Source organism: Microbacterium sp. E-13 (genome assembly GCF_049912955.1).
GTDB lineage: Bacteria > Actinomycetota > Actinomycetes > Actinomycetales > Microbacteriaceae > Microbacterium.
Window position 1 is genome coordinate 3,236,389 of sequence record NZ_CP183973.1, and the last position, 13,436, is coordinate 3,249,824.

General features: G+C 69.5%; 18 protein-coding genes. 5 read left to right on the top strand and 13 right to left on the bottom strand.

Translation table 11 applies throughout. The features are described 5' to 3' along the window. Positions 1-12 precede the first annotated feature (12 nt). The 7 genes from ccsB to ACN9MP_RS15005 form a co-directional block, all read right to left on the bottom strand. Positions 13-1,107, bottom strand: a complete 1,095-nt coding sequence (gene ccsB, locus ACN9MP_RS14975) for a c-type cytochrome biogenesis protein CcsB (protein ID WP_426321448.1) — start codon at positions 1,105-1,107, stop codon at positions 13-15. A gap of 6 nt (positions 1,108-1,113) precedes the next feature. Next, a complete protein-coding gene (gene resB, locus ACN9MP_RS14980; protein WP_426321450.1) occupies positions 1,114-2,832 on the bottom strand; it encodes a cytochrome c biogenesis protein ResB in 1,719 nt (572 codons plus the stop codon). 25 nt (positions 2,833-2,857) lie between these two features. Next, a complete protein-coding gene (locus ACN9MP_RS14985) occupies positions 2,858-3,712 on the bottom strand; it encodes a cytochrome c biogenesis CcdA family protein (protein WP_426321452.1) in 855 nt (284 codons plus the stop codon). After that, complete coding sequence (locus ACN9MP_RS14990; protein WP_426321454.1) at positions 3,709-4,338, bottom strand: TlpA family protein disulfide reductase; 630 nt, start codon at positions 4,336-4,338, stop codon at positions 3,709-3,711. Before ACN9MP_RS14990 ends, ACN9MP_RS14985 begins: the two co-directional genes overlap by 4 nt. Beyond that, positions 4,335-4,964: a histidine phosphatase family protein gene (locus ACN9MP_RS14995; protein WP_426321456.1), complete on the bottom strand. Its 630-nt coding sequence runs from the start codon at positions 4,962-4,964 to the stop codon at positions 4,335-4,337. Before ACN9MP_RS14995 ends, ACN9MP_RS14990 begins: the two co-directional genes overlap by 4 nt. 56 nt (positions 4,965-5,020) lie before the next feature. After that, positions 5,021-5,695 (bottom strand): DedA family protein, encoded by a 675-nt coding sequence (locus ACN9MP_RS15000; RefSeq protein WP_426321458.1) that lies wholly within the window; start codon positions 5,693-5,695, stop codon positions 5,021-5,023. 163 nt (positions 5,696-5,858) lie between these two features. Continuing rightward, on the bottom strand, positions 5,859-6,311 hold the full coding sequence (locus ACN9MP_RS15005) for a DUF6264 family protein (RefSeq protein WP_426321460.1): 453 nt from the start codon (positions 6,309-6,311) through the stop codon (positions 5,859-5,861). A 71-nt stretch (positions 6,312-6,382) separates the two neighbouring features. Between ACN9MP_RS15005 and aspS the strand changes: the two genes are divergently transcribed. Continuing rightward, positions 6,383-7,723: an aspartate--tRNA(Asn) ligase gene (aspS, locus tag ACN9MP_RS15010; protein ID WP_426321462.1), complete on the top strand. Its 1,341-nt coding sequence runs from the start codon at positions 6,383-6,385 to the stop codon at positions 7,721-7,723. 135 nt (positions 7,724-7,858) lie between these two features. Here aspS and ACN9MP_RS15015 read toward each other — a convergent pair whose 3' ends face one another. From ACN9MP_RS15015 to ACN9MP_RS15035, 5 genes are all read right to left on the bottom strand, one after another. Next, positions 7,859-8,104 carry a glutaredoxin family protein gene (locus tag ACN9MP_RS15015; protein WP_426321463.1) on the bottom strand — a complete coding sequence of 82 codons (246 nt, stop codon included), beginning with the start codon at positions 8,102-8,104 and terminating at the stop codon, positions 7,859-7,861. Positions 8,105-8,116: 12 nt separating this feature from the next. Beyond that, positions 8,117-8,410, bottom strand: a complete 294-nt coding sequence (locus tag ACN9MP_RS15020; protein WP_426321465.1) for a rhodanese-like domain-containing protein — start codon at positions 8,408-8,410, stop codon at positions 8,117-8,119. An 85-nt stretch (positions 8,411-8,495) separates the two neighbouring features. After that, positions 8,496-8,594 (bottom strand): 30S ribosomal protein bS22, encoded by a 99-nt coding sequence (locus ACN9MP_RS15025; protein ID WP_003792170.1) that lies wholly within the window; start codon positions 8,592-8,594, stop codon positions 8,496-8,498. An 80-nt stretch (positions 8,595-8,674) separates the two neighbouring features. Beyond that, positions 8,675-8,866, bottom strand: coding sequence for a helix-turn-helix domain-containing protein (locus ACN9MP_RS15030; protein ID WP_019182077.1), 192 nt, complete (start codon positions 8,864-8,866; stop codon positions 8,675-8,677). Between the two features lie 103 nt (positions 8,867-8,969). Beyond that, the gene (locus tag ACN9MP_RS15035) at positions 8,970-9,377 is read right to left on the bottom strand and encodes an ArsR/SmtB family transcription factor (RefSeq protein ID WP_426321469.1); all 408 of its coding nucleotides are present in this window, start codon (positions 9,375-9,377) and stop codon (positions 8,970-8,972) included. Positions 9,378-9,539: 162 nt separating this feature from the next. On the opposite strand from ACN9MP_RS15035, the gene ACN9MP_RS15040 reads away from it, so the two are divergent. From ACN9MP_RS15040 to ACN9MP_RS15050, 3 genes are read left to right on the top strand one after another with little or no spacing between them, the layout of a single operon-like run. Next, the gene (locus ACN9MP_RS15040; protein WP_426326063.1) at positions 9,540-10,919 is read left to right on the top strand and encodes a TrkH family potassium uptake protein; all 1,380 of its coding nucleotides are present in this window, start codon (positions 9,540-9,542) and stop codon (positions 10,917-10,919) included. A 4-nt stretch (positions 10,920-10,923) separates the two neighbouring features. Further along, a complete protein-coding gene (locus ACN9MP_RS15045; protein WP_426321471.1) occupies positions 10,924-11,583 on the top strand; it encodes a potassium channel family protein in 660 nt (219 codons plus the stop codon). Between the two features lie 38 nt (positions 11,584-11,621). Further along, on the top strand, positions 11,622-12,014 hold the full coding sequence (locus ACN9MP_RS15050; protein ID WP_426321473.1) for a YybH family protein: 393 nt from the start codon (positions 11,622-11,624) through the stop codon (positions 12,012-12,014). Between the two features lie 87 nt (positions 12,015-12,101). Here the strand turns inward: ACN9MP_RS15050 and proC are convergent, their stop codons facing one another. Then, the gene (proC, locus tag ACN9MP_RS15055) at positions 12,102-12,947 is read right to left on the bottom strand and encodes a pyrroline-5-carboxylate reductase (protein ID WP_426321475.1); all 846 of its coding nucleotides are present in this window, start codon (positions 12,945-12,947) and stop codon (positions 12,102-12,104) included. 95 nt (positions 12,948-13,042) lie between these two features. On the opposite strand from proC, the gene ACN9MP_RS15060 reads away from it, so the two are divergent. After that, positions 13,043-13,435, top strand: a complete 393-nt coding sequence (locus ACN9MP_RS15060) for an ArsR/SmtB family transcription factor (protein ID WP_426321477.1) — start codon at positions 13,043-13,045, stop codon at positions 13,433-13,435. Position 13,436 lies beyond the last annotated feature (1 nt).

A 13,436-nucleotide genomic window follows, 5' to 3' on the forward strand; every position in this document is an offset into this window, starting at 1 on the left:
CCCGGCAGGCGGTCAGCTCAGGCCGGAGTAGGCGTGCAGGCCCTTGAAGAACATGTTCACGATCGTGAAGTTGAAGATCACGGCGGTGAAGCCGATGATCGACAGCCAGGCCGACCGCGAGCCGCGCCAGCCGCGCGTCGCGCGCGCGTGGATGTATCCGGCGTAGAGCACCCAGATCACGAAGGTCCAGACTTCCTTCGTGTCGAAGCCCCAGTAGCGTCCCCACGCGTCGTTGGCCCAGATGGAGCCGGCGATGAGGGTGAAGGTCCAGAAGATGAAGCCGAGGATCGCGAAACGGTACGCGAGCGACTCGAGGGCCTCGGAGCTGGGAAGCGTCCGCAGGAAGCCCGGCCCGGTCTTGACGGTGACGGATGCGGCGGCCGCCGCCTCTTCGCCGGCCCGGGCCGCTGCGGCGACGCGCGTCTCACGGCGAGCCTGCATCAGCTGCAGCACCGACAGCCCGAACGCGAGCGCGAACAGCGCGGTCGAAAGCGACGCGACGAAGACGTGGATGACGAGCCACACCGACTTCAGCGGATCCATGAGCGGGACGATGTCGGTGTAGAACCAGATGGCCGTGCCGCCCAGGAGCACCACGACGAGTCCCGTGATGAACGTCCCCAGGAACCGGAGGTCGTAGCGGAACAGCACGCCGAGGTAGACGGCGACGATCAGGAGCGTCCCGGTGAGGGCGAACTCGTACATGTTCGACCACGGCACGCGGCCCGCGGCGATGCCGCGGGTGACGTCGCCGCCGAGGTGGAACAGGAAGCCGAGAACCGTCAGCGACGTGCCGATGCGGGCCCAGACCAGGCGGGCGCGGCGGCCGACGGGGGCGTTGAGCGCCTCCTCCGACGCGGTCTCCTCGGCGCGGAGCTGTTCGACGGCCCCCGTGCGCGAAGCTCCGCCGACGGCGACGAGCTGACGCTCCCGCGCGCTCTTCGCCGCGGCATACTTGGCCGCGGCATCCTTCGCATCCACGGCCACGGCGCCCCGGCGGGCGAGGTCGACGGCGTACGCGATGAACGCGAGGGCGTAGATGGCGATGGCCGTCCAGACCAGGAGCACAGAGACCGAGTCGAGGGTCAGCGGGGAGGCGTCGGTCATGGTTCCTCAGTCTACGCGGGGGCTGGATGCGGGCCGGGCGGGATCTTCGGCGGCGGGCGAGCCGTCCGCGAGCGAGGCGAGGTGACGCTGAGCGAACTGCGCCACGGCCCCGTCGAGCGCAGGGTCCTCACCGCGCGCCAGCCCGGCGTATTCGAGCCGCACGGTGTGGCCCTGGGTCGTGGCCTTGACCCACATGCGGCGCCGCGGCACGAAGAGCGCGGCCAGGAGCCCCGCCGTCGCCAGCACGGCGAACAGCAGCACCCAGGTGGCCGCCGCGTCGCGGTGGATCGAGAGCGAGACGTAGCGCTTGACAGAGTCCTGGAACCCGGTGGCGCCCTCGGGCGCCTCGTTCTCGAAGGTGATCGTGCCCAGCCCGTCGGGGAGGTCCACCGTGTCGCCCGGCTTCAGCTCGAGCGAGTCCACGCCGGAGTCGCCACCGGCGAGCTGGGTCATCTCGCTCGGGTCGAGCGTGTACACCGACCGCGGGATGCCGCCGTCGATGCCGAGGTCGCCCGAGTACACCCAGAACGTGAGCATCGGGTACTCGAGGTCGCCGTACACCGAGGCGTAGGCGCCGTTCGTGAGCTCCTGCGCGGTCGGATAGAAGAAGCCGACGAGGCCGACCTGGTCGCGAAGCCCGTCGGGCACCTTCACGACGCCCTGCGACGTCATGTTGTTGTCCTGCGGAAGGAACGGCACGGGCTCGGAGAACACGGTCTTGCCGTCGGTGTCGCGGATGGTGATCGTCGGCGCATAGCCGTTCCCCATCAGGTACACCTTGTCGCCGGCGATCTGCAGCGGGTGGTTGACGCGCACCTCGCCCTTCGCGGCGGCGGCGCCCGGGAACTGCGTCGTCAGGTGGGCGACGAAATCGCCGGCCTGACCCGCGCCCTGCTGGCCGGGCGTGACGTACGACAGCGAGAAGTCGTCGAGCGTGAGCGCATACGGCTGGAGGGCGTCCTCGTCGACGAACCGGCCCGGGTTGAACGACGTGTAGTCGAGCATGGTGTTGACCCACGTGCGGCCCTCGATGATGACCGTCTGCCCCGTGTACGTGAAGCCGCCCCCGAGACCGACCGCGAGCAGCACGCCGACGAGCGCACCGTGGAAGACGAGGTTCCCGGTCTCGCGCAGGTAGCCCCGTTCCGCCGACACCGACAGCGCCCTGTCGCTGTCGTACCGCTCGACGCGGTACCCCGCCTTTCGCAGCTGCTGATGGGCGGACGCGATCGCCGCCGCCGCGGCGGTCGCGGCATCCGTCTCGTCCCGGCATTCGAGCACCTCGGACCGGTGCACGTCCAGCCGCGCCAGGCGGACGGGCGTACGCGGCGGCTTCGCCCGCATCGCCTTGTAGTGGTGCTTCGTGCGCGGGATGACGCAGCCCACGAGCGAGATGAAGAGCAGGATGTAGATCGCCGAGAACCAGGGCGACGTGTAGACGTCGAACAGGCTCAGCTTGTCGAGCACCGGCGCGAGGTCGGCATTGTCGACGAAGTACTGACGCACGCCGTTGGGGTCGGCGCTGCGCTGCGGCACGAGCGAGCCCGGAACCGCCGCGATCGCCAGGAGCAGCAGCAGCACGAGCGCGGTGCGCATCGACGTGAGCTGGCGCCAGCCCCACCTCAGCCAGCCCACGACGCCGAGCGCGGGCTGCGCGACGTCGGAGGACGAGGCATCCGGTGCCGCGCCGTCGGCGTGGTCGGACGGCCGCAGGGGGTCGGTCATGTCGGTCGCCGACCCTTCCGAAGCGTCAGAGCGGGGCCGGGACACTGGAGAACACCCCCTGGAGCTGGGCCATGACGGCGGTCCAGACACCGGTCACCATGAGGAGTCCGAGCACGATCAGCAGGACGCCGCCGATGAGGTTGACGACCCGGATGTGGCGGCGCACGAACGAGACCGATCGCGTCGCCCAGCCGAAGCCGAGCGTCACGAGGAGGAACGGGATGCCGAGCCCGAGCGAGTAGGCGACGCCCAGGAGCGCCGCGCGGGCCGCCGAGCCGGAGTCGAACGCCATCGTGAGGATCACGGCGAGAGTGGGACCGATGCACGGCGCCCAGCCGATGCCGAGCGCGACGCCGAGGAGCGGAGCGCCGATGAGGCCGAGGTTGCCGCGCACCTGTGGACGCGCGATGCGCTGGGCGAGGCCGAACCAGCCGATGAAGACGAGCCCCATCGCGATGATCACGACGCCGAGGATGCGCGTGATGAGATCCGCGTACTCGAGGAGGAAGCGGCCGAGCGTCCCGCCGAGCATCGCCATGCTCACGAAGACGACGGTGAAGCCGGCGATGAAGAGGACCACCCCGAGCACGAGCCGCCCGCGCGCGGGCTCCGAGACGGCGATGGAGCCGGGCGTCAAACCGCCGGGCTCGATCGCTGTTTCGGCGCCCCCGGGGCCGGAAACGGCCGATTCTGCCCGGCGCTTTGACGGGCTCTGCTCGAGACGCATCGGCCGCGGGCTCACGGCCCCGCCGATGAAGCCGAGGTAGCCGGGCACCAGCGGCAGCACGCAGGGCGACAGGAACGAGATGGCACCCGCGAGCACTGCCACGGGGATCGCGATCAGCAGCGACCCGTCGGCGACGAGCGCGCCGATGTTCACGACTCCTCCAGCGTCTCGCGCACGATCGTCTCGAGGATCGACGCGGACTCGATCTGGCCGACCAGCCGGGCGGCGACGCGGCCCTCCTTGTCGAGCACGAGCGTCACGGGCACGGCGTTGAGCGGCGTCTCCCCCGCGAAGGCGAGCTTGATCGAGCCGTCCTCGGTCGCGAGCGCGCTGGGGTACTCGACGCCGTACTTCTCGGCGAACGCCTGCGAGGCCTCAGCGCCGTCGTAGAGGTTCACCCCGAGGAAGGCGACGTCCTGCCCTGCGAACGCGTCGTCGGCGGCGGCGAGCTCAGCGGCCTCGACCCGGCAGGGCGCGCAGCCGGCGTACCAGAAGTTCACGACGAGCACGTCTCCGGCGTAATCGGCGCTGGACGTCGTGCCGCCGGTGTCGAGCACGCCCTCGAAATCCACGGGCTCGGTGCGCTCGGCGGCGGGGATCTCGACCACGCGGAAGCCGTCCGCGGCCACGAAGCCCTTGTTGTCACCCGACCGGTACTGCTCGGCGAGCGGGTCGCTCGCGCAGGCGGCGAGACCCGCGATCAGCCCCACCACGAGGAGAGCGGATGCCGCCCCCCGCGCTTTTCGCACACTCGCCCCGTGAGCCCGTCGAAGGGTCATACCGCTCCCACATCCACTGCGCCGGCCGTCGACGCGGGCTCGGCGTAGGCCGTCTCGGTCCACGCGCCGTCGATCATCTCGAAGCTCGTCACGCTCGACAGCGCGCATCGTCGCGCGCGGGGGTCGTGCCGCAGCGGCAGCCCGGCGACGGCGAGGTGGGTGATCCAGATCGGAAGCTGGTGCGACACGATGACGATGTCGCCGGAGTCCGCGGCATCCCACGCCTCCGTCATGGCCTTGTTCATGCGACCCACCACATCCGCATAGGGCTCGCCCCAGCTGGGAAGCGCGGGCTTGCGGAGGTGGCGCCAGTTCCACGGGTTCACGAGGGCGATCGCCATGCGCTTGCCCTCGAAGACGTTGGTGGGCTCGATGACGCGCTCGTCGATGACCGGCCCGAGGCCGAAGATCTCGGTGAAGGGCTTGGCGGACTCCTGCGTGCGCTGGAGGGGCGAGCAGATCAGGGTCGAGACCGGGCGGTCGAGCGACTTGATGTACTCGGCGGCCTGCCGCGCCATGCTGTTGCCGTCGACGCTCAGCCCATACCCGGGGAGTCGTCCGTAGAGCACGCGGGCAGGGTTGTGGACCTCCCCGTGGCGCACGAGATGGAGGCGGTCAGCGGGCACCGCTCCAGTCTACGTGGGAGGGTTCTGTGGGCAGGCTGAGCGTTCCCCCGGCCCGCTCAGTCGGGTTCGAGCGTGGAACGGCCGCGCGACCCCCGATTCGCGAGGAGGGCGCGGACGCGCACCGCGATGAACCACACGGCGGCGCCCGCCGCGACGGCGATCACGACGTACTGCAGGATCTCGGCGTAGCGCTCGACGAGGTGCCACGACTCGCCCAGGAAGAATCCGGAGCCGACGAAGATCGCATTCCACAGCAGGCTTCCCGCCGCCGTCAGCAGCGCGAAACGCCAGACGGGCATCCTCGTGATCCCGGCCGGGATGGAGATGAGGCTGCGGAAGATCGGGATCATCCGTCCGAAGAACACGGCCTTGCCGCCGTGACGCTCGAACCAGGCCACCGTCCGGTCGATGTCTTCCGGGTGCAGCAGGGGCACCTTCGCGGCGATCGCGCGCAGCCGCACGACACCCAGCCACGCGCCGAGCCCGTAGAGGAGGAGCGCGCCGACGACCGAGCCGGCGGTCGTCCACACGAGCGCCTCGGCCAGTGAGAACGACCCGCGGCTCGCAGCCAGCCCCGCCATGGGGAGGATCACTTCACTGGGCAGCGGCGGGAAGAGGTTCTCCATCGCGATCGCGATGCCGGCCCCCGCGGGCCCGATCACATCCATCAGCGAGACGGCCCAGTCCGCGAGGGCACTGAGCCACGAGCCGTCTGTCGTCACGGCGGTCATTCGTCGTATCCCCGTCCGTCGGCACCTGGTGCGGCGGCCGCGACCGTTCGGCGCGACGCGTCCACGCTACGGAGCGAGGATGAGGGAAACCCGGGTGCTGACCCCCGGAATCCGGTGGGGGCGCCCCGAAGCCGTTGTGGTCAGAGGCTCGAAGCCTCGGTGATCAGAGGCTCGAACCCGGCACTCCGGCCGCCGTGACGACGAAGGCGAGCAGCAGCGAGAGCACGATGAGCACGGCTCCGGCCAGCGGCACCCAGAACGCGAGGCGCCGCTTGACCATCAGGACGATGGCGGCCACGGCCGTGATCGCGAAGGCCACCCAGGGCAGGATCATGCCCATCATCCACCCGATCGCGATGAGGCTTCCGTCGCACGTGAGGTTGCCGCAGGGGTCGGACGCCATCACGAGGAACATGCCCATGACCGAGGCGAGTCCCGCGAGCACGCCGTCGGCGACCAGCAGCACGATCGCGATCACGACGTCGAGCGTCTTCACCGGCCGCTTGGCCGGCGGCTCCCCTCCTTCCGGGCCGACGTAGCCGGCAGCCCCCGGATAGCCGGGAGCGACGGCCGCGGGGGCGGCCGGAACGGGCGGCTCGTGCTCAGGCGTGCTCATGCCCGCATGCTAGCGGCGGGAACGCGTCGCCCGCGAGGGCGCCCGCAGCGGGTCGCCTAGACTTGTCGCTCGTGAGTGAACGCGTCCTTGTCAAGCAGCTGCAGGGTCTGGCCGATGGTCCGGTCTCGGTCTCCGGATGGGTCGAGACCGTCCGCGATCAGAAGAAGGTGCAGTTCGTCATCCTGCGCGACGAGACCGGTGCGGTCCAGCTGGTCAACCCGGCCACGCGACCCGCTGAGGACGGCACGGAGCAGGACGCCGGCGCGCTGGCCCTCACCGACCTCATCTCGAACCTCGCCACCGGCACGTTCCTGACCGTCACGGGCGAGCTCAAGCACGACGAGCGTGTCAAGCTCGGCGGTGTCGAGATCAAGATCGGTGCATTGGATGTCGCGGCCGCCGCGCTCCCCGAGACGCCCATCGCCGCCGACTCCGGCCTCGACAAGCGCATGGACTGGCGATTCCTCGACCTCCGCCAGCGCCGGAACAACCTCATCTTCCGCGTGCAGACCACGCTCGAGCACGCGTTCCGCACGTACTGGATCGAGCGCGACTACATCGAGGTGCACTCGCCGAAGCTCATGGCCTCGGCATCCGAGTCCAACGCGGAACTGTTCGAAGTCCCCTACTTCGAAGAGAAGACCGCCTACCTCGCGCAGTCGCCCCAGTTCTTCAAGCAGATGGCGCAGGTCGCCGGGTTCGGCAAGATCTTCGAGATCGCACCGGCGTTCCGCGCCGACCCGTCGTTCACGTCGCGCCATGCGACCGAGTTCACCTCGGTCGACGCCGAGATCAGCTGGATCGACTCGCACGAAGACGTCGCCGCCATGCAGGAGGAACTGCTGCAGACCGCGTTCCAGGCGGTGAAAGACAAGCACGGCGCCGAGATCGAGGAGCTGTTCGGCCTCGAGGTGCAGGTGCCGTCCATCCCCTTCCCGCGCATCCCGCTGGCCGAAGCCCGCGAGATCGTCAAGAGCCGCGGCTACGAGATCCCCCGCGCCGACGGCGACCTCGACCCCGAGGGCGAGCGCCAGATCTCCGCGCATGTCGAAGAGACCTACGGCCACCAGTTCGTCTTCATCACCGACTACCACCCGGAGATCCGCGCGTTCTACCACATGCGCAACGAGGAGACCGGCCTGACGAAGTCGTACGACCTCCTCTTCAAGGGCGTCGAGATCACGACCGGCGCCCAGCGCGAGCACCGCGTCGACGTGCTGATCGAGCAGGCGAAGGAGAAGGGTCTGGGCGCCGAGCACCTCGACTTCTACTTCGACTTCTTCCGCTACGGCGCCCCGCCCCACGGCGGGTTCGGCATGGGGCTCGCGCGCGTGCTGATGCTCCTCCTCGGCGAGTCGTCGATCCGCGAGGTCACCTACCTCTTCCGGGGACCGACGCGTCTCGCGCCCTGACCCGGCGCTGACGCCGGGCGGCGGCATCCGTATCGGCGCTTGCCGAGATCAGGAGATCTGGCCAGCACAGGACGATTCGTTCAGGATCGTCCTGTGTTCGCCAGATCTCCTGTTCCGGAGAACGGATGCTGCGGCTCAGCCGCCGAGCGCCGCGCGCAGGCGGTCCGGCGATACGCGCCAGTGGCCGTGCAGCTCGCCGTCGATGAGCACCACGGGGATCTTCTCCCACCACTTCGCGTAGAGGGAGGGGTCGTCGGCGATCGAGAGCTCCTCGACCGCGACCGCGTCCTCGGGGAGGTCGGCGACGACGGTCTCCACGACCTCCCGCGCCACGTCGCACAGGTGGCAGTCGGGCTTCCCGATGAGGGTGACGGTGGTCACGCCGGTGCCGGCCTACGCCTCGACCGGGTAGCCGGAGGCGATCCACTCGTTGGTGCCGCCGTCGACGTTGGTGGCGTCGTAGCCGCGGGCCTCGAGCGCCTCGACCACCCGGCCGGAGCGGCCGCCGATCGCGCAGATGACGTCGAACGGGCCGTCGGGCAGTTCGTCGAGCCGGCCGCCGATCGCCGACATCGGGATGTTGATCGCGCCGGGCACGTGCCCCGCGGCGAACTCGTCGACCTCGCGCACATCGATGAGCGGTGTCTGGACGCGCTCTCGCAGCTGCTGAACGGTGATGGTCTTCATGGGGCCCTTTCCGGGTCGCGGCTCTGCCGCGTGCGGCAAGACACGAAGCGCCCGTCCGGAGACAGGCGCTAGGTGCGGAAGCCGCTTACTTCTTGTTGCGGCGCTGGTGACGAGTCTTGCGAAGCAGCTTGCGGTGCTTCTTCTTCGCCATGCGCTTGCGGCGCTTCTTGATGACAGAACCCACGGAAAACCTCACTAGATCGGGGTCTGGACGCGGTCACCGCGCCCGGGAACGGGGCAAAAGGAAAAATGCCTCGGAACAGTCTAGCCGACGTCGGCGATCGGCCGTTGCAGGGCCTCGGTGACCGCCGACTCGGGCACGCGGTAGCTGCGCCCGAAGCGCACGGCGGGCAGCTCGCCCGAATGCACCAGCCGGTACACCGTCATCTTCGACACGCGCATCAGCTCGGCGACTTCTGCGACCGTGAGGAAGCGCACATCGGGCAGTTCGGCCATGTCGATTCCTTCCCCAGCACTACTGCAGCCACTCTAGAGCGCCCGCAACGCCTGTGTAAACACGGGGCGGCTGTAAACCCGTGTGACTGGTGGTGCCGGTGCGTCAGCGTCCGGGAAGGCGCTTCAGGGCGTTCTCTAGGGCGTGCTTGGCGGATGCCGCTGCCCGGCCGACGACCTCGGCCGCGTGTGCTGCGGAGTCGGGCAGCGCCACCCCCGCCGGGTCGACGGCGACGTCGTTCTCGTCCAGGAACGGCACGAGCCAGTCGTCGACCTCGTCGAGCGGTGCCGGGGAGAGGCTGTAATAGCGGTGCTGGCCCTCCTCGCGCACCGAGACCAGGTGCGCCTCGCGCAGCACCTTGAGGTGCTTCGAGACGGTCGGCTGACTGGCTCCGAGTTCGGTGACGATGTGCGACACGCTCGTGCCGCGCTCTCCGGTGGACGATCGATCGAGCAGCAGTCGCAGGATGTCGCGACGCGTTCCGTCTGCGATCACGTCGAAGATGTCCGCCATGTGCTCAGATTAGTCGGGAGCCCCGCGGAGTACCATGAGCCACGACCGCCGGGCCGCCCGCACGAATGGCTTTCGCACCAGGAGGAACCGCGTATGACGGATGGCAGGCGCGCCGCTACCGTCCCGGCCTCCGCCCGCCTGCGCGCCATCGGCCACGGGTTCATGGAGTTCTTCCGCGAACTGACGCAGCGCTCCCCCGCCCGCTTCGCCATCCTCATCTTCCTGTCGCTGATCCTGCTGTTCACCGGCCTCTTCTCACTTCCGGTGGCAGCGGCGGACGGCCAGGTCACGCCCTTCGCGGACGCCTTCTTCACCGCGGTGTCGACCATCTGCGTGACGGGACTGGCTACCGTCGACATGGCGACGCACTGGTCGGCGTTCGGGCACGTGCTCGTCTTCGTGGGCGTGCAGATCGGCGCCCTCGGCGTGCTGACCCTCGCGTCCATCCTGGGCCTCGTGATCTCGCGCCGCCTGGGCCTGCGCGCCAAGCTGATCGCCGCCAGCGACTCCAACCCGCTGCGCACGCACGCGGGGCCGGTGAACGAGGGCCAGACGGTGCAGCTCGGCCAGATCGGCAGTCTGCTGGCAACCGTGGCGCTGTCGACCCTCGTCATCGAGGGCCTCATCGCGATCCTCCTCTTCCCGGGCCTGCTGATCGCCGGCGTCCCCTGGTACGCGGCGCTGTGGGAGGCGCCGTTCTACGCCGCGATGTCGTTCACGAACACGGGCTTCACGCCGAACCCCGAGGGGCTGGAGCCGTTCCGGCACGACTACTTCTTCCTGACGGTGCTGATGGCCGGCGTGTTCCTCGGGTCGATCGGCTTCCCCGTCATCTACACCGTGCTCCGCCAGCGGTGGCGGGTGGCACGGTGGTCGCTCCACGCGAAGCTCACCATCATCACCACGGTGGCGCTGTTCATCCTCGGCGGCGTCGTGTTCCTCGTGCTCGAGTACGACAACCTTCTGACGCTGGGAAGGGAGGACGCCTGGGACACGACGTTCCAGGCCTTCTTCCTGTCGGCGATGACCAGGTCGGGCGGGTTCGCGATCCTCGACATCGGCGAGCTCAACCAGTCGAGCCTGCTCGTGGCCTGCATGCTCATGTTCGTCGGCGGCGGCTCCGCCTCCACAGCGGGCGGCATCAAGGTGACCACCCTCGCCGTCATCGCCCTGGCCGTGGTCTCGGAGGCGAAGGGACGCGCATCGAACCAGGTGTTCGGGCGCCGCATCCCCAGCGACGTGCTGCGCGTCGCGCTCTCGGTCGTCGCGTGGGGGTCGACGATCGTCGCGATCTCGACGATCATCATCACGCAGATCACCAAGGCCGACCTCGGCGACGTGCTGTTCGACGTCATCTCGGGCTTCGCGACGGTGGGGCTCTCGACCGGGCTCACCGAGACCCTTCCCGACCCTGCCGTCTACGTCCTCGCCGTCACGATCGTCATGGGGCGCGTTGGTACAGTGACTCTCGCCGCGGCGGTGGCCGCGTCATCCCGTTCGCAGCTGTACTCGCTGCCCGTGGAAAGGCCGATCGTTGGTTGAGCGGATGAGGGGCGATGCGCCCGTTCTCGTGATCGGACTCGGGCGCTTCGGCGCGGCCTGTGCGGGTGAGCTGGACCGGCTCGACCGCGAGGTGCTGGCCATCGACGACAACCTGGACCTCGTGCAGAAGTGGTCGGAGCGCGTCACGCACGCGGTGCAGGCCGATGCCCGCAACATCGACGCCCTGAAGCAGATCGGCGCCCAGGACTTCTCCGTCGCCGTCGTCGCGGTCGGCTCGTCGATCGAGGCGTCCGTCCTGATCACGGCGAATCTCGTCGACCTGAAGGTGCCGCAGATCTGGGCAAAGGCCGTCTCGCAGTCGCACGGCAAGATCCTCGCCCGCGTGGGCGCGAACCACGTGATCTATCCCGAACGCGAGGCCGGCGAGCGCGTCGCGCACCTCGTCAGCGGCCGCATGCTCGACTTCATCCGCTTCGACGACGACTTCGCGCTGGCGAAGCTCTACCCGCCCAAGTTCATCCGCGGGGTGGGCCTGAACGAGTCGGGCGTCCGCACGAAGTACAACGTCACGGTGGTGGGCGTGAAGAGCCCCGGCAAGCCCTTCCGATACGCCGAGGCCAACACGGTGGTGACGAACCACGACCTCATCATCGTTTCGGGCACCAACTCCGACATCGAGCGGTTCGCGTCGCTGGAGCGCTGACCTGACGGATGTCGCCGCCCCGCGGCATACTCGCGGTCATGAGTGACCGTGACAGCACATACGCACCGGCTCGGCGCTGGGTGGCCGCCTACGAGAAGGCCTGGCGGACCAACGACCCCGCAGACATCCGCGCGCTCTTCACCGACGACGCCGTCTACTCCACCGAGCCCTGGGGCCCGCCGTGGACCGGTGTCGACGCGATCGTCGACGGATGGCTGAAGGCTCGCGACGAGCCGGGCACCTACACCTTCGAATGGGACGTCGCCGGGGTCGACGGCGATCGCGCCTTCATCCAGGCGCGTACGGTCTACGCACCGGAGGGCGCCGGGGCGAAGGGCCGCGCCTACCGCAACCTGTGGGTGATCGACTTCGCCGAAGACGACCGAGCGCGGGCATTCACCGAGTGGTACATGACGGAACCCGGCGACTGACCCGGGTCCCCGCGCTACGCGCCGGCCGCGTGTCTCGATACGCTCGCTAGCGCTCGCTACTCGACAACCGATCGCTCGCGGGCGTCGCTACGCGCCGGCCGCGAGCTCCTTCGCACGCGCGAGGGCGGCGTCGGTCGCGTCGCCGAACACGTCGTCGAGCCGGGCCTCCTGGAGCACGGCGATCGCGCGTTCCGTGGTGCCCTTCGGGCTCGTCACGCGCCGGCGGAGCTCCGCGGGGTCGTCACCGGATGCCTCGAGCAGCGCCGCAGCTCCGATGAAGGTCTGCTCCGCCATGAGCCGGGCGTCTTCCTCTGCGAAGCCCTTCGCGATCGCCGCCTTCGTGAACTCCTCCACCAGCAGGAAGAAGTACGCGGGGCCCGAACCAGAGATCGTGGAGAGCGCATCGATCTGCGACTCGGGCACCTCGACGACCGTGCCGACGGTCTCGAAGAGCCGTCGGGCGGTGTCGACCGCCGCCTCGTCGGCCCGCGAACCGGCGGCGAGTCCTGTCACGCCCCGGCCGACCAGGGCCGGGGTGTTCGGCATCGAACGGAGCACCGCGACCTCGCCACCGAGGATGTCCTCGAACGTGCCGACGGTGACCCCTGCCGCAAGACTCACGACGATCGTGCCGGGCTGCAGCACCGTCGCGATCTCGCGCAGGAGATCCGGCACCATGGCCGGCTTCACACCCACGAGCACGACGCGGGCGGCGGCCGCGGCATCCGTGTTCCCCGCCGGGTTCGTCTCGAGCGCGACGCTCGTGACATCGCTCAGTCCGTCGAGCTCGGCCGCCTTGGCGATCGACCGGTTGGTGGTCGTCACGCCGGCGGTCGCCAGGCCCGAGCGGGAGAGTCCGCGCGCGATGGCGCCGCCCATCGAACCGGCGCCGAGAATCGCGATGGGAGGAAGGGCGGGGGTGTCTGCAGCCATGGGTCGATCCTACGAGCCGCCCCCGGTCCGGGAATCGGCGGTCCCTTGTTCAATTGCGTCTTGCCTTATATAAGGTGGAACGCAATAATGGCGTCATGCACGCGCTCGACATCCTCGGCGACCCGGTCCGGCGGCGCATCCTCGAGCTGCTCGCCGAGGGCGAGCGCAGCGCCGGCGAGATCGGCGACGACGTGCAGCGCGAGTTCGGCATCTCGCAGCCCGCCGTGTCGCAGCATCTGCGGGTGCTCCGCGAGGCCGGCTTCGCGACGGTGCGCCCCGACGGGGCCCGGCGCCTCTACGCGGTGGCCCCGGAGCCGCTGGAGAACGCCGCTGCGTGGTTCGATCCGTTCCGGCGGTTCTGGCAGCCGCATCTCGACGCACTCGGCACCGAACTCGCGCGCGGGCGTCGCGCACGGCGCCTCGCCTCCGACCAGGAGGTGCACCCCCGCACCGAAGAATCCGACACGACCGAACCCCAGGAGGAATGAC